This is a genomic window from Parabacteroides sp. PH5-46 (genome assembly GCF_029892785.1).
Lineage (GTDB): Bacteria > Bacteroidota > Bacteroidia > Bacteroidales > Tannerellaceae > DFXE01.
Map to the genome: position 1 here is coordinate 91,031 of NZ_JARXXA010000005.1, position 25,704 is coordinate 116,734.

General features: G+C 42.4%; 22 protein-coding genes and 1 pseudogene. 16 read left to right on the forward strand and 7 right to left on the reverse strand.

Annotated features, from left to right (window positions below; genetic code table 11):
* The first annotated feature begins 24 nt into the window (after positions 1 to 24).
* From M2470_RS06780 to rluF, 6 genes are all read left to right on the forward strand, one after another.
* The gene (locus M2470_RS06780; RefSeq protein ID WP_280744288.1) at positions 25 to 663 is read left to right on the forward strand and encodes an XRE family transcriptional regulator; all 639 of its coding nucleotides are present in this window, start codon (positions 25 to 27) and stop codon (positions 661 to 663) included.
* 21 nt (positions 664 to 684) lie between these two features.
* On the forward strand, positions 685 to 1,020 hold the full coding sequence (locus tag M2470_RS06785) for a hypothetical protein (RefSeq protein ID WP_280744289.1): 336 nt from the start codon (positions 685 to 687) through the stop codon (positions 1,018 to 1,020).
* A gap of 176 nt (positions 1,021 to 1,196) precedes the next feature.
* Positions 1,197 to 1,667, forward strand: coding sequence for a hypothetical protein (locus tag M2470_RS06790; protein ID WP_280758093.1), 471 nt, complete (start codon positions 1,197 to 1,199; stop codon positions 1,665 to 1,667).
* Between the two features lie 7 nt (positions 1,668 to 1,674).
* The gene (locus M2470_RS06795; protein ID WP_280744291.1) at positions 1,675 to 2,079 is read left to right on the forward strand and encodes a hypothetical protein; all 405 of its coding nucleotides are present in this window, start codon (positions 1,675 to 1,677) and stop codon (positions 2,077 to 2,079) included.
* Between the two features lie 29 nt (positions 2,080 to 2,108).
* Positions 2,109 to 2,519 carry a lipoprotein gene (locus tag M2470_RS06800; RefSeq protein ID WP_280744292.1) on the forward strand — a complete coding sequence of 137 codons (411 nt, stop codon included), beginning with the start codon at positions 2,109 to 2,111 and terminating at the stop codon, positions 2,517 to 2,519.
* A gap of 175 nt (positions 2,520 to 2,694) precedes the next feature.
* Positions 2,695 to 3,561, forward strand: coding sequence for a 23S rRNA pseudouridine(2604) synthase RluF (gene rluF / locus M2470_RS06805; RefSeq protein WP_280744293.1), 867 nt, complete (start codon positions 2,695 to 2,697; stop codon positions 3,559 to 3,561).
* A gap of 525 nt (positions 3,562 to 4,086) precedes the next feature.
* Here rluF and M2470_RS06810 read toward each other — a convergent pair.
* The 4 genes and pseudogenes from M2470_RS06810 to M2470_RS06825 form a co-directional block, all read right to left on the reverse strand.
* The gene (locus M2470_RS06810) at positions 4,087 to 4,866 is read right to left on the reverse strand and encodes an inositol monophosphatase family protein (protein WP_280744454.1); all 780 of its coding nucleotides are present in this window, start codon (positions 4,864 to 4,866) and stop codon (positions 4,087 to 4,089) included.
* A 6-nt stretch (positions 4,867 to 4,872) separates the two neighbouring features.
* Positions 4,873 to 5,406: pseudogene (locus M2470_RS06815) on the reverse strand (epoxyqueuosine reductase QueH); the annotation flags it as partial.
* A gap of 36 nt (positions 5,407 to 5,442) precedes the next feature.
* A complete protein-coding gene (locus tag M2470_RS06820; RefSeq protein ID WP_280744294.1) occupies positions 5,443 to 7,407 on the reverse strand; it encodes a heavy metal translocating P-type ATPase in 1,965 nt (654 codons plus the stop codon).
* An 83-nt stretch (positions 7,408 to 7,490) separates the two neighbouring features.
* Positions 7,491 to 7,910: a transcriptional repressor gene (locus tag M2470_RS06825; RefSeq protein WP_280744295.1), complete on the reverse strand. Its 420-nt coding sequence runs from the start codon at positions 7,908 to 7,910 to the stop codon at positions 7,491 to 7,493.
* A 341-nt stretch (positions 7,911 to 8,251) separates the two neighbouring features.
* Here M2470_RS06825 and M2470_RS06830 point away from each other — a divergent pair, with 341 nt between their 5' ends.
* From M2470_RS06830 to M2470_RS06875, 10 genes are all read left to right on the forward strand, one after another.
* Positions 8,252 to 8,875 (forward strand): hypothetical protein, encoded by a 624-nt coding sequence (locus M2470_RS06830; protein WP_280744296.1) that lies wholly within the window; start codon positions 8,252 to 8,254, stop codon positions 8,873 to 8,875.
* 49 nt (positions 8,876 to 8,924) lie between these two features.
* A complete protein-coding gene (locus tag M2470_RS06835; RefSeq protein ID WP_280744297.1) occupies positions 8,925 to 9,245 on the forward strand; it encodes a type II toxin-antitoxin system RelE/ParE family toxin in 321 nt (106 codons plus the stop codon).
* 5 nt (positions 9,246 to 9,250) lie between these two features.
* Positions 9,251 to 9,562, forward strand: coding sequence for a HigA family addiction module antitoxin (locus M2470_RS06840; protein ID WP_280744298.1), 312 nt, complete (start codon positions 9,251 to 9,253; stop codon positions 9,560 to 9,562).
* 92 nt (positions 9,563 to 9,654) lie between these two features.
* Complete coding sequence (locus M2470_RS06845) at positions 9,655 to 10,167, forward strand: RNA polymerase sigma-70 factor (RefSeq protein ID WP_280744455.1); 513 nt, start codon at positions 9,655 to 9,657, stop codon at positions 10,165 to 10,167.
* A gap of 87 nt (positions 10,168 to 10,254) precedes the next feature.
* On the forward strand, positions 10,255 to 10,977 hold the full coding sequence (locus tag M2470_RS06850; protein WP_280744299.1) for a porin family protein: 723 nt from the start codon (positions 10,255 to 10,257) through the stop codon (positions 10,975 to 10,977).
* 5 nt (positions 10,978 to 10,982) lie between these two features.
* Entirely contained in the window at positions 10,983 to 11,825 is an 843-nt protein-coding gene (locus M2470_RS06855; RefSeq protein WP_280744300.1) for a FecR domain-containing protein, read from the forward strand.
* A 16-nt stretch (positions 11,826 to 11,841) separates the two neighbouring features.
* Complete coding sequence (locus tag M2470_RS06860) at positions 11,842 to 14,514, forward strand: TonB-dependent receptor (RefSeq protein WP_280744301.1); 2,673 nt, start codon at positions 11,842 to 11,844, stop codon at positions 14,512 to 14,514.
* Positions 14,515 to 14,518: 4 nt separating this feature from the next.
* The gene (locus tag M2470_RS06865; RefSeq protein WP_280744302.1) at positions 14,519 to 15,550 is read left to right on the forward strand and encodes a DUF4249 domain-containing protein; all 1,032 of its coding nucleotides are present in this window, start codon (positions 14,519 to 14,521) and stop codon (positions 15,548 to 15,550) included.
* Positions 15,551 to 15,737: 187 nt separating this feature from the next.
* A complete protein-coding gene (locus M2470_RS06870; protein WP_280744303.1) occupies positions 15,738 to 17,303 on the forward strand; it encodes a glycoside hydrolase family 43 protein in 1,566 nt (521 codons plus the stop codon).
* A gap of 142 nt (positions 17,304 to 17,445) precedes the next feature.
* Positions 17,446 to 21,519 (forward strand): two-component regulator propeller domain-containing protein, encoded by a 4,074-nt coding sequence (locus tag M2470_RS06875; protein WP_280744304.1) that lies wholly within the window; start codon positions 17,446 to 17,448, stop codon positions 21,517 to 21,519.
* 111 nt (positions 21,520 to 21,630) lie between these two features.
* On the opposite strand, the gene M2470_RS06880 is transcribed toward M2470_RS06875, so the two are convergent.
* From M2470_RS06880 to M2470_RS06890, 3 genes are read right to left on the reverse strand one after another with little or no spacing between them, the layout of a single operon-like run.
* Positions 21,631 to 22,452: an SDR family oxidoreductase gene (locus tag M2470_RS06880; RefSeq protein WP_280744305.1), complete on the reverse strand. Its 822-nt coding sequence runs from the start codon at positions 22,450 to 22,452 to the stop codon at positions 21,631 to 21,633.
* 9 nt (positions 22,453 to 22,461) lie between these two features.
* Positions 22,462 to 23,640: a mannonate dehydratase gene (gene uxuA / locus M2470_RS06885; protein WP_280744306.1), complete on the reverse strand. Its 1,179-nt coding sequence runs from the start codon at positions 23,638 to 23,640 to the stop codon at positions 22,462 to 22,464.
* Between the two features lie 2 nt (positions 23,641 to 23,642).
* The gene (locus M2470_RS06890) at positions 23,643 to 25,703 is read right to left on the reverse strand and encodes an alpha-glucuronidase (protein WP_280744307.1); all 2,061 of its coding nucleotides are present in this window, start codon (positions 25,701 to 25,703) and stop codon (positions 23,643 to 23,645) included.
* Position 25,704 lies beyond the last annotated feature (1 nt).

A 25,704-nucleotide genomic window follows, 5' to 3' on the forward strand; every position in this document is an offset into this window, starting at 1 on the left:
TATAAGAATTATAATTCTAACATCATGGATACAATAGACAGAATTAAAAAATATATTTCCGAAAAGGGAATATCAGAAAATGACTTTGCCTCTAAACTTGGTATTTTGCAAAGATCGGTGAATTATTATCTCAAAAGAACACAGAAGCCCAGCTTTGAGTTTATTGAAAAAACAATTAGTGTTTTTAATGTTAATCCCAACTGGCTACTAACTGGTGAAGGCGAAATGGAAAAATCCGAAATAAAAGCCGATTACTCGGACTTTAGAAAGAACGGATACACCCCTTACTATTCTGAACTATTAGTTAGTGCTGGGGATTACGATCTGGCTGCGATAGAGCAAAAGGAAGAGCCGAGCAGTTATTTAAAAATCCCTGGTGTTGTGGCTAATTATTGGTTTCCTATAATCGGATGCAGCATGGAGCCTAAGATATTTCCGGGCGATACAATCGGGGCTGTGCTTATGGAGAAATGGGATAGAGTAGAGCCGGATAAAACATATTTGGTGATAACAAGGGATCAGAGAATGGTAAAACATCTTGTAGTAGACGAAGAAAGCACGGACTTCCTTTGGGCTGTTTCGGAGAACTACCCGAAGTTTAAGGTTTACAAAGATGAAATACTAAGGATATTCCGTGTTGTTTGGGCGGGGAGATTGGTTTGATAACTTAATATACTAATTAATATGATGCCAACAGATATTATTATCGCAACTTGGATAGGCTTATCCATAGGGATAGGTATTTTAGGAATAAATAAAGAATGTGGCTTTTGGCTTTCTTTTTTCTGTTCTTTGTTTTTTTCTCCTTTCATTGGTGCTTTATATGTTTTGATTTCAGAAAAAGAGTCGGATATTGATATGAAAAATACAATCTCCCAAATGGCTGACATGTCCATACTGAAGGATGCCAGCGATATGCTTATGGATGACACCATAACGCAAGATGAATTTGATGAGATAAAGGCTAAAATACTTCGCAAGAAAGAGGCGAGAATTATTGATCCTGTGAGGAAAAATTGAATAATTCGGCATTTTATACTGTTTGCATTTTGCCAATCATTTCGCAAATTATTTTGTTTGAGTACTTTTTCCACTATATTTGTATTCGTAAAAGGCATAAAACTAACTTATATCTTTGTTAAAGGCGTGAACATTTCAATCTTTTCTATGTTTTATGAGTATAGGAGGTTGTGATCATGGCTAGGAAAAAGAAAATCGCAATGGACAAAACAAGAGTTACTGGCAAAACTGCCAAGAAGGCGACAACAGAGCGGTATGTGAAGGAAAATTCTTTCTCGGCAGATCAGCTAATTGACGCATGGTCTAAAGGAATACAGCAAGGAAGCGGCATTCCTAACATGTTCAACGAGGCCTTCTCTTTATTAATGAGTTCTACAAGCATAATCGTTGATTTTTATAATAAAAATCTGACAAAAGCAGATTGCTCCTCATTATTCATGAGGGTTCTTCCTTGTAAGGTTAATTTCATAGCGGCAATCAGTAAGGATTTATACTTTGACGACGAAAGGAGCAAGCCCATCTATCTAGCGTCTGCTAAAATAACACAGCAAAATCCCGCAATATCAATATCGTTTATGCCATATACGGATGATAAATCGATTAATATTGCCAGCCTGAATGCTGATGATTATGTCAAAATAATGTAATTCGTCTATGGGAAAGAAGAACCACGTTGAACACGCCGCCCATAACGAGAAGGTATGTAATTATTTAAAAAAAAGCCCACAATACTCAGACTGGGTCATTACTGTCGCGTTTTACTCCGCAATGCACTATATAAGACATTTGATAGTTCCTCAAAAAATAGAAGGTTCTACTTATAATGATTTTGAGGAAATTTTCAAATTAAAAAAATCACCTGGAGATGGAAGGCATGGGTTCCAAAAGACATACGTAGCTATCCATCATATGGATATTTACCACGATTACAGCAAACTACATGAAATGTCTGAATTTTCACGGTACCATACATATGAATACACGAGAGAAGATTCTAAGAAAGCATGCGAATACCTTGAAAATATTAAAATTTACACAAAAGAAAAAAAGGTTTTTTGAATCGTCTTTGTTTACAAAAAAACTAACCAATGAAAAAGATTGTAATATTATTCGTTTTAACGGCTATGCTTTCAAGCTGTGTGACACATCAAAAGTATAGGGAATATTCAGCTTTTATTGATTACTCTCAGTATATGAAAGAAGGATTCTTTTTAACTGAATCAAACTCTGTTAATTTTGATTACATTCCAGTAGGGAATGTTTCCTCCTTAATTGTAGGAGGAAAATCAGGAAAGAAAACTATATATGTCAGCCATGACGACGCTTTATGGCTATTATATTCAAAAGCAAAAGAAATGAAGGCAAATGGAATAATCAATCTAAAATTTACCTATATATCCGGAAATTCATATTCTGATGGATACACAAGTCATGTGGGATACTCTTCTATTTCAGTTTCCGGCATGGCAATCAGGAGAAGCGCGGCTAAGACAAGATAGAATACGACTGGTCGATAAATTTGCACTATTTTCGCACTGTTATCGTAAACTGCTAATATGCAAGGTGAAATGGAATCCCAATAGATCACCGAATAAACAAGCAGTTAAACCCAAGCGTTTAGCTGCTTTTTTCTTGCTTTCACATTTCGTTGCCAACTATAAATTAATAAACAGGATGGAGTATCGATTAAATAAATATATCAGTAGTTCAGGGTTTTGCTCCCGTCGTGAGGCCGACCGTTTTATAGAAGATGGAAGAGTTACGATTAATGGTAAGCGGGCGACCGTAGGCATGCGTGTTCTTCCGGGGCAGAAAGTAAAGGTGAACGGCGAACTGATTGAGAATGCCATTGAGCCGGTTTACATTGCATTTAATAAACCGGTAGGGGTGGTCAGTACAACCGATCTTCAAGAAAGAGACAATATTGTCAAATTTATTAGCCATGAGCAGCGCATATTCCCTATCGGACGTTTAGATAAAGATTCGCAGGGATTGATTTTGTTGACTAATGACGGCGATATTGTGAACAAGATACTCCGGGCCGGCAATAACCATAAAAAAGAATACCTGGTAAGAGTCAACAAACCGATAACTCAAGAGTTTTTAACCCACATGGCGCAGGGAGTCCCCATATTGGATAGAGTAACCCGCCGATGTGAGATTGTTGAGATAAACCCACACGTCTTCAGAATAACCCTTATCCAAGGCCTGAACAGACAGATCAGACGTATGTGTGAATATTTTGGTTACGAGGTAACTAAGTTGGAGCGTATCCAAGTTATGAACATCAAACTAGGCAATCTGGGACAGGGCAACTGGCGGAATCTTACCGAAGCGGAGTTAGAGAAACTCTTCTCTATGCTTGAAGAGTCGGAGAAAACCGCACCTAAGAAAGGTTTTCCCAATAGTAATAAAAAAATCAACAGAGCCCTTGAGCAATCAGATATAAAGCGCGATTACCGTAAGGCCAACAATGTCTTCAAAAACGAAAAAAAGGCTTCTAAGCCCAAACGAGGAAACACAGGAAGAAGACAAAGATAAAACCCGTGATTTTGTCGATATAATTACACAAACCAGACAACACAAACATCTTATTGTTATAGTTTATTTACCCAAATAAACCTGAAATTTGCCCAAGGAGAAAACAAATCTTTGATAGTGAAATAAAAACGAATGCCAAGACTTTCACAAGCCCTGGCACTCTTTAACCTTTTTGTGTAAAAAATCTCTATAATGGACAAAGATACGCTACTCAATCGAAACTGCCATTGATTTATATCAAAAAATTAATTTTGCATGTTTTTTTAGCATTTTATATAAAACAACAACTCTCAATACACAGGTATCTAAACCACAGTTATTGTATTTCTTTTACATTTTCCAAACAGCACAACAACAGCAGCACATCACATTGTATACCAAAGCATTAAAGCACATTAAAAATCGCATGTGTGCAATTTAGAAAACGCATGCATGCTTTTTGCAAATCGCATACATGCGTTTTCTAAATCGTACGCATACGATTTTTTCTCAGTTCATATTTAAAGATTAAAAAAGAAACTCGTCCTATACTAGTCTTTTGAGTATTTCGTCGTGGAGCAAGCCGTTGGTGGCTATTACCTGATGGCCGGATTGCCAGGTGTCGGCTCCTTGGAAGTCGCTTAACTTTCCACCGGCTTGTTGTAGGATCAGGCCTCCAGCGGCTACGTCCCAAGGGCCTAAGTAGGCTTCGATGCGTGCTTCAAAGCGTCCGCAGGCTACATAACATAACTCTGCGGCGGCAGAGCCTAACAAACGCAAACCTCCGGCTGTTCCGTATAACTGCTCTACCAGGTCGACGGCTAGAGGTCGGTATTCGTCAAAAGAGTATGGGAAGCCTAAGGCTATAAAGGCATCATTAATAGTAGAAACCGAAGATACTGTAATTTCTTCTCCGTTCAGAAAAGCTTTCCCTCCCTTTATCGCATAAAAACATTCATCCCGGCAAACTTCATATACAACACCCAGAAGTATCTCCTGCTCAGTTCGCAGGGCAATACTTACACAATACGGGGCCATATTATGAATATAGTTGGAGGTTCCGTCTAAAGGATCCACTACCCAGCAATAGGTTTCGTTGGTATGCGTGGCAGAGCCTTCTTCGGTAATAAAGCCTGCGCCGGGCAATAAAGCCGAAAGCCTCTCCACCAGATATTGCTCACAGCCTTTATCTACATAGCTCACATAATTATGAGCGCTTTTTTCTTCCACGCGTGATGCATCAAACTTCCTTCGTTCTTCTTTCAGAAATTCTCCTGCACTTCTTGCTATCTTTTGTACTTCCTTACAAAGTTGGTTTAGTTCCATTATTCCTCTGATACTAAATTCGCAGCCACAATATTGTTGGTTGTAAAAATCATTCTCTTTCAGTAGTATACGGCGGCGTTCGCTTAAGCCATCTTTCCGCCAGTTTTTATCCCAAAATTCTACATTTTCAAACTGTCCGGCAGCCCAATGTCCGGCTTCGGCAATTTGCTCCAGGCTCTTCCAGCGCGAAGAAGCCAGGGTAGTAGTAAAGCGCCGGATACCTGTTTTCTCGGCCAAAGCTGCCGTAGCCAGCATACGTACTTTAAAGCATTGCAGACATCGCTTTCCCCGTTCCGGTTCCCGCTCTAATCCGGCAATATCCGCCCGCCACTTATCATGATCATAATCCCCGTCTATAATCTCAATCCCCTTGGACAGAGCAAATCGGCTACATTCTGCCTTCCGGATATCATACTCCTCCCGGGGAAATATATTCGGATTATAATAAAACAACACCGGAGTCATCCCCTCCCCTAGCAACCATTCAATAATAGCCGCCGAGCAGGGAGCACAACAGGTATGTAACAATATCTTTTCCATCTCCAGAGACAAAGATACGCATAAAAAAGGCTTGAATTAAAATTTCATCCGTAAAACCCTGATTGCGTTTAGTATTGCCAGCAATGATACTCCTACGTCTGCAAAGACAGCTCCCCACAAAGAAGCAATACCTATTGCACCCAGCATTAACACTGCAAGCTTTATACCAATGGCCAGACTTATGTTCTGCATGACAATCCGGCGGGTTGCCTTTCCTATTCTGATTGCTGTTGCTATCCGGCTGGGTTGATCGGTCTGTATGATTACGTCTGCTGTTTCGATGGCCACATCGCTACCCAATCCACCCATAGCTATACCTATGTCGCTCATAGCAAGAACGGGAGCATCATTTATTCCGTCGCCCACAAATGCAATGTTGTTTGACAAATCAGATTTCAATCGCTCTACATAGTCTACCTTCCCTTCAGGAAGCAGATCACCATAAGCCTGAGTGATATTTAGTTTTGCGGCCAACTCTGATACGATAGCCTGTTTATCACCGGATAGCATCACGATATTTTTGATACCCGTCTCCCTCAAAGCAGCTACAGCTATAGCAGCATCTACCTTAGGAGCATCCGCCACAAGGATATACCCGGCATATATCCCTTCGATTGCACATACAACAGTTGTTTCAGGTATAGCGGCTATTTCAGGCGGGAACTCAACCTTGTTCTGCATTAATAATTGAAGATTGCCCACCAATACTGTTTTATTATTAATGGATGCCTGCAATCCCTGTCCTGCGATTTCATTTACATGCTCTGGCTTACTAACTTCAATATTTTGCTGATTGGCATATTCTACAATGGCTTTAGCTATGGGGTGCGTACTTTGGGATTCTGCTGATACAACCGTATGTATCAGGTCTGTTTCATTCATATGATTGGCTGACACCACCTTCTGAACGCTGAATACGCCTTGTGTCAATGTACCTGTTTTATCCATCACTACTGTATTTACTTTCGTAATGGCTTCCAGATAGTTACTTCCCTTAAACAGAATACCTTTCCTTGATGCAGCCCCGATACCGCCAAAATACCCAAGAGGAATATTAATTACCAATGCACACGGACAGGATATGACCAAAAATACAAGTCCACGATAAATCCAATCATAAAAAACATAATTGAATGTAGGGTTAATAGCTGAATAAACGTAGGGTAACAAGACGATCAGGACCGCCAACACAGCTACTATCGGAGTATATATCCGGGCGAATTTTCGTATGAAACGTTCTGTGGGAGCCTTCTTCTCTGTGGCATTCTGAACAAGATCTAGAATGCGGGATAAAGCGCTCATCCCAAACGGTTTTGTCACTTCAATTCTTGATACATTATTTGTCAGGATCATTCCGGCAAGGACTTCTTCACCTTTCCGTATTGTTCGGGGAACACTCTCTCCGGTTAATGCCGAAGTGTTGAAAGAGGCCGACTCATTCTGCAAAATCCCGTCAAGAGGCACTCTTTCACCTACCTTTACTTCTACTATATCGCCTATATTTACAAGCTCCGGCGAAAGCGTTTCGGTTTTATCATCCTTAATAACTGTCGCTGTTTCAGGCCGTACGTCAAGTAAGGCACTGATACTCTTTTGCGCACGGTTCACTGCACTATCCTGAAATAGCTCACCAACCGTATAAAATAGCATTACAGCAACTCCTTCGGGGTATTCTCCGATAAGAAATGCTCCGATAGTTGCTATACCCATTAAGCTGAACTCGTTGAAAAAATCTTTCTTAATCGACTCCCTAAATGCCTCTTTCAAAACAGGTAAGCCTACAGGTATGTAAGCTGCCAGATACCATATCAGACGTATATAACCGCTAAACAACTCTAACTTAAATACATTATCAAGTAATAGCCCTGTTACAAGAAGAATAAAACTGACGGATGCAGGAAAATACTTTCCCCATGCAGATGATTGAGCACCCGGATGTGAATGACCGCAACAGCCGCTTGTATGCTCTGCTGCTGGGCTGCATTGAGATATCTTTGCCATAACTGAATACAAGTTAAATCGTTATTATTTACAGCAAAGGTAGAGGGGTATTTCTGCAACCAGGTTGCAAAGATTGAAATCAATTACTCCGCAAACTTGGAACAGTTGTCACACAAGCCTTTCATAACGAAATTCACACTCTCCAGAAGAAACTTGTCCGGGAGTTTCACAGATGGGACAGGGATACTCTCCAAACAGAATGTTTTCTGGCAGCGGCTGCATTTAAAATGAACATGCAGTTCACCAATGGAGCACATGCATTCGTCACTGCAAACAGAGTATTTTATGGAGCCGGAACCATCGTCAATACTATGTATCAACAAGTTTTCGTGAAATAAGGTTATTGTCCTGAAAAGAGTCGATTTATCTACGGTTTCCAATACCGTTTCAAGATCAGTCAAGCTAAAAGCTTGCGGATAATCAAGCATAGCTCTGAATATAAGTAATCGAACTGCCGTTGGCTTTATATTTCTTGCTAATAATCTCTCTTCTAATGTCTTCATCTCAATCAAAACAATAATTATACAACAAAGATAACATCCAACAAGCAATTATACCCAATCTTCACTGAAGAAAGCATATTTTTTCAGACCTTATCGGTGAAGCCGTGCCGCAACAAACTGGCTGACAAATAAAAGAATTCGCTATTAATATGCAATTTATTGGTAAAAAAATATACCTTTGCAGCCGATTAAAGAATCGCGCCACATATGTCACGCGATCGATTCACAATTGTGGTTCGATCCTTTTACATTTGTGGTTTGATCGCGTGACATATGTGGCGCGATTCTCTGATGATGATTTCAATAGATAGTTATTATAATACATATTAAAACTGAACGCTATGAGTTTAAAATTTACGTTACACGAAACACCTGCTCCCAAGGGCAGGGAAGAGAAGCCGGGAAGACATGCCCGGGTGGTTCACGACGAAACGGTAGGGATGGAAAAGTTATGTAAGCTGGTGTCTGCCAGCAGTTCTTTTTCGTCGGCCGATGTCAAAGGGATACTGGAAGCCTTTAATTTCTGGATGGGTTTTTACATGAAAGGGGGAAGCATCATCAAACTAGAGGGGCTGGGGCATTTTTATCCTACCCTGAAAAGCAAAGCGTATAAAGACGAAAAGGGTCGGAAAAGAATCCGGATAGAGGTTGATACAGTGGGCTTCCGCTGCGCTCCCGAGTTAAAAGATAAAATTCGCCTGGCAACACTTGAACAAGAAAGGCGTCCGAGGGTAAAGAAGTTTACTCCCGAAGAGCGGCAGAAACGCATCCTGAAATACTTGGAATCAAATCATTATGCTAATTGTCGCACCATTATGGGGCTAAACACCTGCGGACAGCAGATAGCTCTGAGAGACCTCCGCACCCTAGCCGCCAAGGGGGATATAACCCGGATCGGAAACGCGCGGCAAACACTCTATGTACTACCCTTTGCAGCTACGGTACAAACAAATTCACTTTTTTAGTGAATTTGTTAAATAAAAGCATTATCTTTGGAACAGCAAACATGAGGTTATGATTGTGAAATTCGGTAAAAAATATCTTTCAGAGTTATATTATAACGGAAAGTGTAGAGAGAAGAAATACCGCTTTCAGCCTAATGTTATAACAAGCTACAAAAGGCGCATTGACACATTGAATGACTCTTCGGGAATTGAGGCTCTATATCGTATTAATTCACTTCATTATGAGGTATTACAGGGCGACAAAAAGGGGTTGTCTTCTATACGCGTCAATGATCAATACCGGATAGAGTTTGAAGTATCAAAAAACGAAGAAGACGAGATAATCGTTACTGTTTGTACTATAATTGAATTGTCGAATCATTATAAATAAAGGCTATGGGAAATTTAGGATATCCATTCACACCTACACATCCGGGTGAAATACTGAAAGAAGAGATAGAATACAGGGGAATTTCTCAAAAAGAACTGGCCCGGCAAATAGGCGTGTCATACACTATGTTTAACGAAATATTAAACGCAAAGCGCCCTGTAACGGCGAGTATTGCTTTAATGTTTGAGGCTTCCTTAGGAATTGAAGCCGAGATGTTAGTCAATATGCAGGCACGGTATAACATGCAATTAGCTAGAAAAGACAAAAAATTACTCTCTCGTTTTGAAGAAATAAGAAAAGCAACCGCTATCCTGTAAAATTCAATTAAACGATAATAAAGAAACTGAAATAGGGTATTAATAAGCCGAAAACTACTTTCTTTGTGGGGAATAGTTGAATGATAACTTATATGGGTGCTTTTACTTCGGAGGAGTTTGAACAGTGTTTTAAGGATTTTTATCAGCCTTTATGCCTGTTTGCTCTTCGTTATACGGACCAGGTAGATGATGCAGAGGATGTTGTACAACAAACCTTTGCTGATATATGGGACAAGCGTACCACCATAGGGCAGATCAATAACCTGAAGGCCTATCTCTACCGCTCAGTAAGGAATCGTTCGCTCTCTCTTTCTGTCAAGCAGCAAGATCATCAAATAATAGATACTCTTCCCGATGTGGAGGATACTTCCCTCGACGAACAGATACATTGCGCCGAGCGGGATGCCCGTTTGTGGAATGAGATAGACAGGCTTCCCCCCGAGCGGAAGAAGATATTTCTGCTATCTAAGCGGGATGGGCTTAAATATAAGGAGATTGCCGAAGAGCTGAATATCTCTGTCAAAACGGTGGAAAACCAGATAGGGAAAGCCCTTAAATCGCTGAAGGAAACAGCGATTCGCATTTATACTTTCTTTTTCGGATAAAAAAAATAATATCCGGATAGGGGTTTTTTGACGTTTCCGAGTCTTACTAGTGAAACGAAATTAAAATCATTAACAAAGAAAGTAGAGATGAAAAAAGTTACAGTAGTGTGCATGTTGATAATGAGTTCTTTAACAGTGCTTCACGCACAATGGTCTTTAACTCCGGAAGCGGGTATTACAGCTATAAACAGAGCAGGTAATGATGATTGGACTGCCGGGTGGAAGTTGGGTGTAGGCCTTGAATATGAGTTTAATAATCGGTTCTCGCTAAAATCCGGACTACATTACTCACAACGCGGGTATTCATACAATTATTTGATGCCCTTTTATTTTTCAGATCCCGCTATGGAATATGGTTCGCTTGACTATGTATATAGTCATGGGGATATGAACAGGCATTTTTTGCAGATACCACTTATGGCAAAGTTTTCGTTTGACCTGACGAAGGATGCGCGTTTCAACTTTGCAGCAGGTCCTTACATTGGCTTCTGCATCAATGAATCCTGGGGGTACGGAACATGGGTTTTAGGTGAAGAGCCTCAGAACCCAAACCCATATCATGGTTATTATGGTAATTATGGATATGGGGGTTATGGCGGTTATGGCAGCTACTACTATAGTAGTAATAACAACAACCGGAAGACATTCGACTGGGGTTTGAGTTTCTCGATGGGTGTTGAAGTGAAGAACTGGGTGATGAACCTGGGTTATGAGTTGGATCTGGGTAAAGAATACCGCTGGGATTCTATGAACCCCAAGTATCACACCTTCAGCCTGTCGGTAGGATATAAATTTAAATTAGGAAAATAAAATAAATGCATAACGAGCAGGAACATAAATGGGAAGAGCGGATTCGCTTTGTAGCCAAACACTACGAAGAAGGACGTCTTGATACGGATAAAGCCTGGAAGCAGTTTGCTTCGGAAAAGGGCATCCGGCGGACGATCCCGCTTCGCAGGTACCTATTGGCTATTGCCTCTGTAGCTTTGCTGCTCGTTGGTATTACCTCCCTTTATCTATGGGAGAGAAGCAAGCCGGAATGGGTGATGGTTTCTACCCTTCCGGATCAACTGAAAGATGTATATCTACCGGATAGTACGCTGATTAGTATGAGCGGAAATTCGTGGATCAGATATAATGTAAAAGAATATGGAAAAACCAGGCGTGAAGTGGAGATGAAAGGGAAAGCTTTTTATGAAGTAACACATGATGAATCACGCCCCTTTTCCGTACAAACCAACTATACGGAAGTAGAAGTGCTGGGTACAGCTTTTCAGGTACACGAGCGGTCTGCTTCTGTAGAGGTACATGTAGCTACCGGAAAGGTAAAATTTACAGCCGGTCAGGATCAGGAAAAAAAGAGTATAATATTAACAAAAGGAATGTCGGCAAATTATTCTATGGAAACACAAGATATAGAACTACAGACAAAAGAAAAACCTAATTATCTATCGTGGAAAACAGGTATCATTCACTTCCATGGCACACCTCTGGAAGAAGTTATAGACGATTTAACAGACCATTATAACCAACCGGTAAGAAGCCGCACAAGCATACGGGGCGAGCGGTTAACAGCCACCTTTGAATCTTTACCGCTAGATCAAATACTGATGATAATCAACCAAACTTTAGATGTGCGTTTGTACGTTGAGAAATAAGACAAAAAATTGTGGTATGTGGTACGTGATATGTGGCAAGTTACTTACCCCTTACCCCTTACTGCTTACCTCTCTTTTGCTGCTTTTTTGCTCCTTCACACCTATACCATTAGTCACTATTGACATGAAACAGGTAGATGTAGAGGATGTCTTTCTGGAGCTGGAAAAGCAGACAGGTCTATTTTTCTCTTACGAGTCCTCCTTACTGGATGAGTTCCCGAAAGTATCGCTGACGGTGAAAGACGAATCGCTGTCTTCCTGCCTGAAAAAACTGTTTGCCAATCTGCCGGTAGTGTATAAGGTAGCAAACGGGTACATCATCCTGAAAAGAAAACCCCGGCAATATACAATCAGTGGCTTTGTCAGAGATTCGGTTTCTTACGAAAGCCTGATCAATGCTACGGTGATAGATTGCTTATCGGGTAAAGGAGGTGTTTCCAATAATTACGGTTTCTACAGCATTACGCTTCCAGCCGGAAAAGTAGTTCTGCGTTCTTCATATGTTGGATACCAAACAAAAGAGATACCTCTCTATTTAGACCGGGATACCTTGATAGATATACCACTCTGTCTGTTGGGGGCGCTACAGGAGGTTGTAGTCCGGGGCAATAACCCCCATTCGGAAGTAATGAGCAGCCGGATGGGGAATATAGAGCTCTCGTCGGGACACCTGTCTAAAGTGCCATCTTTGTTTGGCGAACCCGATCTGATACGAACTTTCCAGCAGATGCCGGGGGTAGCTTCAGGGACTGAAATTCTGGGTGGTATGTTCGTAAGAGGAGGAAACGGGGATGACAACCTCTTCCTGATAGACGGGATTCCGGTGTACAACGTCAACCATGTAGCGGGGCTCTTTTCCACCTTCAATCCCGATGTAGTAAAGAATGTGGATTTTTATAAAGGAGGCTTTCCGGCACGATACGGCGGAAGGCTTTCGTCTGTTGTAGACGTCCGCCTGAAAGACGGAGATATGCAACAGTATCACGGCAATGTATCGATAGGTCTACTGGCGGCCAAAGCCAATATTGAAGGGCCGATCGTCAAAGACCGGACCTCTTTCAACGTGGCCTTCAGGCGTACCTGGCTGGATGCCCTGAGCGCTCCGGCCTTCGCCATTATAAATAATACCCGGAAAAACGAGGACGTGTTTGTAGGCTATTCGTTTTACGACCTGAATGCCAAGATCAATCATATCTTTACACCTAAAAGCCGCTTGTATGCTAATTTCTACATGGGGCAAGATCGCCTGAGGTATACATATTGGCACAATATAACCAAATTGAAACAGGGAACGGAAACGATCTGGCGCTGGGGCAACCTGGTAACCTCTCTCAACTGGACCTATATATTCAACCAAAAGCTGTTCGGGAATTTCAATACTTCCTACTCGCGCTACCGTTCCAAGATGCAGGAAGAAGAAAAGACACCAATATACTGGGGATCAAACATGATAAAAGATATTTATTCGTCGCACAATTCCGGGATAGAAGACCTGGGCTATCGTTTCGACATGGATTACTCCCCCACCCCCAATCACCGGATCCGCTTTGGTGCAGACTACCTGTACCATATCTACCGGCCGGAAGATAAAACAATGCATGCAATGATCCTCGATTTATCTACCACCTATGCCTATAACCAATTATATAACAACCCAATAATCTATGCACATGAATGGAGTATATATGCCGAAGACGACTGGCTGCTGCACGACAAATGGAAAGCAAACATGGGAGCCCGCCTGAATGGCTATCAGGTAGATGGGAAAACCTACCTGTCGCTTCAGCCCCGTATCTCCTTGCGCTACCTGATAACCCATGATTTATCCTTAAAGGCCTCCTACGTAAAAATGGATCAGTATGTACACCAGTTGTCCAACACATACGCTAATTTGCCCTCGGATATATGGGTGCCGGTAACGGCTAATGTAAAGCCTCAGAACTCCCATCTGTTCTCCTTTGGCGCCTATTATAAGCTAAAAAAGACATATGACCTGTCGGTTGAAGGTTACTATAAAAGAATGGATAACCTGATAGAGTATCAGGATAACGCCTTACTATTCCCTGATTATGTAGATTGGGACAAGAAAATATCCATGGGAGAAGGACGCTCTTACGGGGCGGAGTTCATGGCACGAAAGAGCGAAGGCCGGACATCCGGTTGGGTATCCTATACGCTTTCCTGGTCAGACCGCATCTTTCATGACCGGCTGGTAAACGAAGGCAGGCGCTTCCCTGCCAAGTACGATAACCGCCACAAGCTGAATGTAACAGTCATTCATAAATTCAGCCCCAAAGTAGACCTGAGCGCTTCGTGGACATACGCCAGCGGCAACCGGGTAACAGTTGTTATAGACAGCTATTTATCTCACCAGACAGGCAATTCCTATCCCGGCTATATCCATGATGAAGCAGGGTACTACCTACCTGTTAATACCTTTGAAGGCATACTAGGCCGGAATGCCGCCAAGCTGGGAGACTATCACCGGCTCGACCTGAGCCTGAACATTTATCGCCCCAAGAAGAAAGGGCGGATGGGTATCTGGAACGTCAGCCTGTATAACGTCTACAGCCGCATGAACCCCTTCTATATAGAGGATACCTACCTGAATCAGGACGGACGGTTTACCATCCGTCAGAAGGGGATTATTCCGGTTATTCCCTCGGTTTCATATACCTATAAATTCTAAGCCTATGAAAAGAACAGCCTTGCAAATACTTGTGATCTTGCTGACAATATCGGTTACTTCCTGCACGTCGGATATTGAGCTGGATATTGAGCTTCCGCCTCCTTCTCTGGTACTGAACGCTTCCCTGTGTGAAGACTCCGTTATCGTAGCCCATGTGTCGCGTACGGTAAGCAACCTCTTAGTAGGTAACAGGTATTCTGATTTTGTAGATAGCATATCCATAGATAATGCGGACGTAGAACTCTATATCAATGATGTAAGCCATGGCGCCATGCAAAAAGCGGTAGCCAAAGGGATGTATCTGATGCCGGGCTGTTACCCTTCGCCGGGCGATCAGGTCCGCATAGAAGCAAAATCAGACAATTATAAGCCGATATCAGCCTCTGTACAGCTACAGGAACGTCCGGAGATTACAAAGATTGATACACAAATGATCTATACGGGCTATAGCCATATTATGCAGTTGGGAGTCAGTTTTAAAGAAAGGAGAAACGAGCAGAACTTCTATATGCTATCAATCTACGGCAAAAGTATAATAGAGTTAGAGGATAGTACAGTAGTAGGGCTATTTACCGTTTATAGCAAACATAATAACGAATTGGTGCTGGAAGAAATGGTTCCTGAATATTTTACGCGCTACTATAACTATTCTTCTTATGGCAGCTATTATTATCCCGGCAGCGTATATGCCACTTCGTATATTTTTTCAGACGAACTGATTAACAGGGAGGAATATACGATAGACCTGACATTAGAAAACATATATCTTTCCTATGCAAGTGATACCCTGTCTATTTCCACCAGCTATGAGATAGAGCTGTCATCTATATCGGAGTCTTATTATTTATATTGCCGATCCAAGACTTTGCAATACAAGCAGAAAGAAGATCTATTCGGAAGCGTAGGCCTACGCGAACCCATCCCTACCTATACAAATGTAATAAACGGATATGGCCTATTATCTGCCAAGCAAATCTCTGCTGAATCAGTTGAATTGCCCTTGAGTGAGACGCCTCCTCCTTACGTCTGGTGGTAGCTTAAGAGCTTGCGTTATCAAAAACCCCTCTATTATGAAACAAATATCCCCCTACTATTAACTGTACTGTGCACACATCTAAAACATTCGATGCTTACTAAGTGAACAAAATACCATATTTTTGTCATGTGATAAATATCGCTAAGTGCAAACTTAAATCTAGGATCCTAAATAAAACAAGAATATCATGAAACGATTCATTCTACAAGCATTTGTATTGATTTTCCTCTCTATTCCCTGTCTTGCACAGAAAGGTTATAACAATCCTGTAATACCGGGATTTTACCCCGATCCCAGCGTATGCCGGGTAGGCGATGATTATTATCTGGTAAACAGTACATTTGAATACTTCCCGGGGGTTCCCATCTTTCACAGTAAGGACCTTGTAAACTGGAAACAGATCGGGAACTGTCTGACACGGGAATCGCAACTGAACCTAAAAAAATGTGCTCCTTCAGGTGGTATATACGCTCCTACAATTCGCTATCACGAGGGGACTTTCTATATGATAACCACGAATGTATGCGACAAAGCAAACTTCATCGTACATACCGAAGACCCTGCCGGAGAGTGGTCGGAACCCGTTTGGTTAAAGCAAGGCGGCATCGACCCGTCTCTCTATTTTGAAAATGGAAAATGCTATATGCTTTCCATTCCTAACCAAATCACCTTGTGCGAAATCAACCCCAAAACCGGAGAACAGCTGACCGAGTCGAAACAGATCTGGAACGGTACAGGCGGACGCTACCCCGAAGCGCCGCACATCTACAAAAAAGACGGTTGGTACTACCTGCTGATCGCTGAAGGAGGAACAGAATACGGACACAAAATAACCATCGCTCGTAGCCGCAAGATCGATGGGCCTTACGATTCCAACCCAGCCAATCCGATCCTGACACACATCAATCAAAATGCACAAATGAACCCAATCCAGGGATTGGGACATGGAGATTTTGTTCAGGCACACGATGATAGCTGGTGGATCGTTTTCCTAGGCTTCCGTCCACAATCGGGACAGCACCATATGCTCGGAAGAGAAACATTCCTGGCTCCTGTAAGATGGGATAAAAACGCATGGCCTGTAATTAACGGAAACGGCACTGCACATCTACAGATGGATTGCGAAACACTTCCGTTGAAGCCCCATACACCGGCTCCCGTACGCACAGACTTCGATACTCCGAAAATGGGACTGGAATGGAACTACCTGTACAACCCGATAACGTCTAACTACTCACTGAAAGAGCGTCCGGGATACCTGCGGCTAAAAACTTCAACTATACAATTAGACGATCCGAACGTTACTCCTACTTTCGTAGGCAGACGGCAACAACATATCGACTGCACCGTTACTACAGCCATCGAGCTCGACAAAGCTTCACAGAATGATGAAGGCGGCATCACGGTATATATGACCAATCAACACCACTATGACCTATTCGTGCGTCAGGGAGATAAAGACAAGCAAATCATCACCTTGCGCTACCGTTTGGGTAATATGAAACATATCGAGAAAGAAGTAGAACTTCCGAAAGGCAAATTCTATCTGCGGGTAGAGGCTAGCAAAGACTATTACAGCTTCTCCTACTCTACCGACAATAACAAGTTCCAGCCGGTAGGAAAAATGGATGTACGTTACCTAAGTAGCGAAACCGTAGGTGGATTTACAGGTATCTACTTCTCCCTTTTTGCTGCTTCACAGAAGAAATCCAAAGGAGTTGCAGATTTTGAGTGGTTCGATTATTCATACTAAACCGGTTCCTATATATCTGATAATATGATATTGTAAAGAAAATTAGGGCAGAAGAATAAGATAAAAACATCCTCATTTATTTGCTATAATCAGCAATTAAAGGTAGTTTTACACTTCTGTTATGAAAACTACATAATAGTATATGAGGAAAGAATTTATAATAGTTTTTCTATGCATTTGCATCTCTTTATTGGGTCATGCTCAGTCTGTGAAATTATTTTCCGTAGATAAAGAGTTGTCAAACAGCTTGATTTATAATATTTACCAGGATAAAAACGGAATCATCTGGATTGCTACGGAAGACGGACTGAACCGGTATGACGGATCCAAATTCACTATTTACAAACACGACAAGAATGATACGCTCTCTTTGGGGCATAACTTTGTGCGTATCCTCTTTGAAGACAGCAAAGAGCATTTCTTTGTAGGGCTTTTCAAAGGGTTGCAACTCTATGATTATGCTACCGATACCTTTAATGATATCCCGATGATCCTGGAGAACGGAGAGATTGCCAAATCTCACGTTACATCCATCATTGAAAGAAAGAACGGAGATATTATTATCGGAACTTCCGGAGAAGGCCTTTACCAACTGACACAAGAAGACGGTAAGCTGTATGCCAAGCAGGAAAGCTGGATTGTTCCCAGTTTACATATCATCTGTGTGTATGAAGATAAAGCTGAAAACTTGTGGGTTTCAACAGAAGATAAAGGTCTTTATCTGCTGACTAAAAACAATAACCTGATCAGTTTTTTCAGGCATAACAACATTGTATTACATAACATATCAAGCATTTGCGAAGACAAGGATGGCAATCTTTTGGTTGGCAGTATGACTCGTGGCCTCTTTGGTTTCAACAAAAATGCTATGTCTTTCTTCCCGATTGAATACCCGGAAAATCCGAACCTTCCCATAAAAAAGTTGTATACAGACGGATCTAATGATATTTATATCGGTACAGACGGCTGCGGCATAAAGGTATATGATTCGGACAGTAAAAAGATTATCGATAATTCGTTCAACGTCACGATATTCGACCTGGAAAAATCCAAAGCACATACCATGATCAAAGATAATGCCGGAAACATCTGGCTGGGTATTTACCAAAAAGGGGTTATCATGGTGCCGGTTCAAACCAATAAGTTCAGCTATATCGGATATAAATCGATGAAATACAACAAGATTGGATCTAATTGCATTATGTCCGTATACGAAGACAGTGAAGGTATCTTATGGGTAGGAACCGACAATGACGGGCTTTATGGGCTGCATCCGGATGGTAGGTCGGTACACTTTGCCCATTCCTCAAAAGAAACTTCTATTCCGCCTACTATTCTCTGTATTTTTGAAGACTCCAATAAGAATCTTTGGCTGGGTTCTTACTTGAATGGTATGGCAAAGGTGAACAAAAGAACAGGAGAATGTACCTATGTTACCAACCTTCTTGATCAAAACCAAAACCCGGTTCAGCGGGTCTATGCTTTTCAGGAAGATGCCAATAAACAACTTTGGATCGGAACCATGGGATTTGGTCTGTACTGTATGGATCTGAACACCGGAGAAATAACGAACCATAACCGGATAAATACGCCTGAATTATCCGGAGAGGAGAATTATCTGTTCAACAACTGGATCGACTGCTTGCTGCTGACCAAAGAGCAGAAATTATACATAGGAACTTATAATGGCTTGATCTGCCTGGATCTGAAAACCAAAAGTTATCTTTCTACTTTTGACACATTAGTATTGTTCCCCGGACTTGTTATATATACCTTGTACGAAGATAAACAAGGAAATCTATATGCCGGTACATCCGAAGGCTTGATTTGCATTGACAAGAACACCAATCAAACCTCTATCTACACTACGGAAGACGGGCTCCCGAACAATGTAGTCTGTGGAATAAAAAGAGACGGGAACAACAATCTTTGGATCAGTACAAATTATGGAATGTCACAATTTAACCTGATTAACAAAACGTTTGTAAACTATTATGCCAGTGATGGTTTGCAAGGTAATGAATTTTCAAAAAGCGCCTCTCTGATTAACTTCAAAGGGCAGTTTATATTCGGAGGTATCAGCGGTATAACCTTTTTCAACCCTCAGGATATATGTTTTCAGGAAAAGAAGCTACAAATACACATAACCGATTTTTATATACACGACAAGCCTGTAAGGAAAAACACGAAATCCGGCAGTTACACAATCATTGATACATCAGTGATGAGTGCCGAAAATTTCAACCTTTCCCATAGCGATAATTCGTTCAGTATTGAATTTTCAACCATGGAATTCAATACTCCCGAAAGGATCTCTTATATGTACAGTATAAATGGGGAAAACTGGGTTACTTTGCTTCCCGGAGTCAACCGGATCTCATTCAGCAATCTGGCTCCCGGAAAATACAACTTCAAAGTAAAAGCAAGAGATTATGATTCCTATTCGGATGAACGGAATATATCTGTAACCATACACCCACCCTGGTATCTTACCGCTTGGGCAAAACTGGTTTATTTGCTTATAGCTCTTCTGCTTATCTATCTGTCAATCCTGGAAACACGGCAACGATATCGTTCGCGCCAGAAAATGGTTGAACATCAACATGCCGAAGAAATCAATGAAGCTAAATTGCAATTCTTTATGAATATTGCTCACGAAATCAGGACTCCTATGTCGCTCGTTATCAGTCCGCTTAAACGCCTGATGACATCCGACAAGAACAACGAACGGCAGGCAAGCTATAAAATAATACACCGTAATGCCGAACGTATCTTAAGCTTGATCAATCAGTTGATGGATATCCGGAAGATTGATAAGGGGATTATGACGCTTACATTCCAAGAGGTGGAAATTGTAGGTTTCGTTGGCGATCTCTATTCCTATTTCGAATACCAGGCGAAAGCAAAAAATATAGATTTCAATCTTCGTACAGAGCTGAAACAGTTGAAGGTATGGGTAGACCCCAAGAACTTTGACAAGATTATTCTGAATGTGCTTTCCAATGCTTTCAAATTTACACCGGAAAACGGAAAAATAGATATCTATCTGAGTATCATAGATGAGAAAACAGTATACAACAACATAGAGCAGTATTTTGAGATCATCATCTCAGACAATGGTATCGGAATAAATGATGAAGAGAAAGAACGTGTTTTTGAACGTTTTTACCAGATACGTAACAGCCACAACAGTTCCAATGTCAGTACAGGAATTGGGCTTCATCTTACCCGCTCATTAGTAGAATTACATCATGGTTCGATATGGATGGAAAATAACGAAGAGGGAGGCTCCAGCTTCATTATACGCATCCCTATGGGAAAAGACCATCTGAAACCCGAAGAAATAGAAGATAGCCCTGAACAGACAGCTGTTCCGGCAGAGAAAATAGAGATTTCTTCCGATTTACCAACCGACACTGATAAAGTAAAAGTGAAATCGAAAACCAAGCACCGGATCATGATTGTAGAAGACGATGAAGAAATCCGGAAGTACATCTGCGAGGAGTTGGCAGGCGAATATCATACGGTTGAATACGCCAATGGCAAAGAGGCGCTGAGTGCCATCTTGAAGAAAGCACCTGACCTGGTAATTAGTGATGTTATGATGCCTGAAATGGACGGAATCACCCTTTGCCGTAAAATAAAACAGAATATCAATATCAACCACATCCCGGTTGTTTTAGTCACTGCAAAGTCAAGGGAAGAAGACAATCTGGAAGGTCTGAGTATCGGGGCAGACGCTTATATTGTTAAGCCTTTCAATATAGACCTGTTGAAGAAAACCATCGAAAATATCATTCGCAACAGGGAACTGCTTCGTAATACATACGAGGGGAATCAACTACAGGAAGATAAAGTAAAGAAAATACAGATCAAATCAGCAGATGAAAAGCTGATGGAAAGGATCATGAAAGTCATCAATAATAACCTTTCAAATCCGGAATTAAGTGTAGAATCAATAGCAGATCAGGTAGGTATCAGCAGAGTACATTTGCACCGGAAATTAAAAGAGTTGACGAATCAAACTACGCGTGATTTTATCCGCAATATCCGCTTAAAACAGGCCGCAGACCTGCTAGCCGGTAAAAACCTTTCCATCTCTGAAGTAGCAGAAGCTACCGGCTTTACAAACCTGGGGCACTTCTCCAATGCCTTTAAAGAACTATACGGAGTACCCCCAAGCACCTATATGGAAGAGCACAGAAACAATTCTTGAATATCGTCCCACAATTGTAGAACTTATGTTCAACATATGTAGAACATGAGTTCAACAGTTGTTGAACATGTGTTCTACATATGTGGGATTTCAAAAATATCAGTAAAAAGCTTATACGCCACTGAAAGAAGAGAAACCTCCGTCTACGGGGAGTACTACTCCAGTGATGAAGGAGGCAGCTTCCGAGCAGAGGAACTGTACAGCCCCGTTCAATTCTGTGATGTCTCCGAAACGGCCCATAGGTGTTTTGGCCAATACTTTTTTGCTTCGTTCAGTCAGGCTTCCATCGGGGTTGATTAAAACCGCCCGGTTCTGATCGCCTATAAAGAAACCGGGAGCAATGGCATTTACACGGACTTTATCTCCGAATTTCATGGCCATTTCCATAGCCATCCACTGGGTAAAGTTGCTCACTCCGGTTTTGGCCACCGAATAGCCCGCTACACGGGTAATGGCAGAATAGGCAGCCATGGAAGATACATTGACAATACTTCCGCTTTTCTGCCGGGCCATCACCTCGCCGAAAACAAGGGAGGGGAATACCGTACCGTTCAGGTTCAGGTTGGTTACTTTGTCCCAGTCTTCAATTTTCATGTCGAATATAGTCTGACTCTCCGTCAGGGTAGCTCCCGGCATATTTCCTCCGGCAATGTTGAGCAGGATGTCTATCTGTCCCCATTTGGCAAGTATCTCATCTGCTACCTTCTTCAGGCTGTCGATGTCTAATACATTGCCTGCAATGCCTATTATTTCTCCGCCTTTTCCGCTTAGTTCTTTCATTAAGGCATCCAGGTTTTCCTTGCGGATATCAAGAGCTGCTACTTTAGCTCCTTGTGCAATGAAACTACGGGCAATGCTTCCGCCCAATACGCCGCCTGCACCTGTGATGACAGCTACTTTTCCGGCTATACTGAATAAATTATTATTTTCCATTTTCAACTTTCAATTTTCCATTTTTAATTGATGACGTACAGCGGCCATTACACCATCCATCTGAGCCAGGGCAAACATCCGGCCATAAAAGGAATAACCCGGATTATAGCCTTTGGAGGCATCATCAAGCATCAGTTTGCCATGATCCACACGCATGGGCAGAAAGGGCTTTTGCTTCTCGAAGATGCGCACCAGCTCGATCAGATGGCCTCTGCCTTCCAGGTGCGAGGCTTCAATAAAGTCGCCGTTCGGAAGGATATCCGTACTTCGCAAATGCACAAAATGCGTACGAGGGGCAAACAAAGCCGCTAGTTCCGGCACAGAATTATGCGCTCCCGAGCTTAAAGAACCGGCACAGAAGGTGATCCCGTTGTGCGGGTTATCCACAGCCTGAAGGATCCAGGCTATATCTTCGGCTCCTGTTACGATACGGGGCAAGCCCAATACAGGAACAGGAGGGTCATCGGGATGCACACACATATTGATCCCATATTCATCACATACCGGCATAATCCGCTTCAGAAAATAGCTCATATTCTCGCGTAGCTGCTCTTTCCCGATGCCGTCGTATAAATGCAACAAGCCTTTGAAGATGGCTACCGGATTTTGATCTCCTTCTTTAATATTTCCATTGATAAACCCCTGTGTTTTAACTATAATCGTATCTACCAGGGCTTCTTTTTCTGCTTTCGAGATGGTTTTGTCCAGCTCCAGCACCTTGTCTACTATCGCTTCCGGATAATCATCAACGGCATCCTCGCGTTGTAATATACAGATATCGAAATAGGCAAAGCGAACCTGATCGAAGTACAGGGTAGATGTTCCATCGGGTAGTTTGTTACAGAGATCGGTTCGTATCCAGTCTATTACGGGCATAAAATTATAGCAGACGGTTTGAATGCCTGCCTTTCCCAGGTTTTCGAGACTGATGATATAGTTGTCTATCAACTTATCTCGCTCTGAACCTGCGTATTTGATCTCTTCACTAACAGGAAGACTTTCTACTACCGACCAACGCAGACCTGCTCTTTCTATATACGTTCTCAAGTCCACTATTTCCGCTAGCGGCCATATCTCACCATTCGGAATATGGTGTAAAGCGGTAACAATTCCTTCCACTCCGATTTGCCGGAGCATAGCCAGAGTGATCGTGTCTTTCCGGCCGAACCAACGCCAGGTCTTTTCCATTTTCAGTTATGATGTTTCATGTCTAATTTGATCTTTTTCAGCTCTTCCAGCTCATTCACCGGTCGCTCTAGTTCGTAAGGGATCGGCATTTGAGAGAACGTCTGGAAATAAAGCAGGCAGGCATCATGCCACCATACGGCATCACGCGCCTGTATCTTTAGCTTAGACTGCACTTCGGAAAAACGTTGTTTGTCTACATATGGCTCCATCCGGTCCCATATCTGCTGAAACTCCCGGGTCTTCTTCATGCCCCGGTCATAGCTGTAGCAAAGATTATCCCAAAGTGTTTTATTATTCCGCATCCGGTAGTCCCAAGGTAGGTGATGAAACCAAAGTAAGTATTTATCAGGGCAGCTTGCCGGATCGGCATAGATTTCTTTTAAGGGGCTGTAATACTGGCTTACCGCATGACTGCCGGAAGCAGTCCTGTTAAAGCCTATTCCCGAAGTGTCTGCTTTGTGGTAATACACACAAGTCCAGTCCGGGCGTGGAGCCTTGTCGTACCAGGGCTGAGGTCCGTAGTGATGCCCCTCGGCAAAGATATGATGTAAGCCCAAAGGCATCATGTAATTAACGGCTGCTTCGTGTGATTCAAGCATCATTTGTTTGATCGGCTGGACAAATTCAGGCTCAGAAGTAAAAGTCATCCGAATCCACTCATCAGCAATCTGATCGGAGGATAGTTTGTTGTTCCATGCCAGACGGCCAAAAGCATACCAGTTGGCCTGTGCAAAATGATGTCCGTTCCAGTTGACATCTTCACCGATATTCGCAACACCCGCAATAGCACTCAGTTTGTGTTTGAAAAGCGTTCCGTCTGTTGTAGCTGCCACGGTAGACCCTTCCCCTTTGCAATAGGTATCAGTATTCAGGAACTCCTCCCATAAGGAGGCTAAGAATACCAGATGGTTTGAGAAGCCCAGATACTCCTGCGTAATCTGAAGCTCGGCCATCACCGGTGTTTTCTGCATAGCGCCGAAAAGCGGAGTAAAGGGCTCCCTTGGCTGGAAGTCTACCGGCCCGTTTTTAACCTGTATGATTACATTATCACGGAATTGCCCATCGAAGGGTGTAAATTCAAGATACGCCTGTTTCGCCCGATCGTCACTGGATGGGTTATACACAAACGCCCTCCACATCACAATCCCACCATAAGGCTTCAGGGCATCTGCCAGCATATTAGCGCCATCTACATGCGTACGCCCATAGTCGTGCGGCCCGGGCTGCCCTTCGGAATTGGCTTTGACTAGGAAACCTCCAAAGTCGGGAATATATTGATAAATCTCTTTCGCTTTATTCTTCCACCATTTTTGCACTTCCGGGTTTAAGGGATCCGAATCGGCTAAACCACTCAATACCTTAGGCGAAGAAAAGTTTACAGATAAATAAACCTTGATACCATACGGACGGAAGATATCGGCCAAGACCTTTACTTTCAGCAGATAATCTTCCTTTAATATGTCAGGCGAAGCATTTACGTTATTCAATACTGTAGCGTTGATCCCTATGGATGCATTTGCACGAGCATATGCCTCATAGCGGGGAGATACCTCATCGGGCAGTTGTTCCCATTGCCAGAGGGAATAGCCGGCATAGCCCCGTTCTATTGTACGGTTCAGGTTGTCCCAGTGGTTCAGTATCCGGATATCATAGTCAGGTGACTCTTCCACGAGGATCTTTCCATTGGCTTTCCCTGTTTCCTGCAAGCGGAGCAGATGATAGGCGGCATAGAGCAAACCCTGTTCACGAGAGGCACGGATAGTCACCCCGTTCCAGTTGCCTTCTATGCGGAAACCATCATTCCCCAACTTACGGATATCATCAGAGGAGGCAAGCTGTAGTTTCACCTCCCCTCCTTTCCAATGGATTTGCAGTTCTTTTTGAGCTATACCCCCCGGCCCCCTAAAGGGGGGGCTAACATTGCGGACATTGCTCTTCTCCCCCCCTTTAGGGGGTTGGGGGGTGGGTTGGTGTTTTGGCAGCCAAAGGCGGCTACCATCTTCCTGTTGAGCATAGGCCGTTCCTATGATCAAAGCTGAAAGTATGAATAAAAAATACTTCATT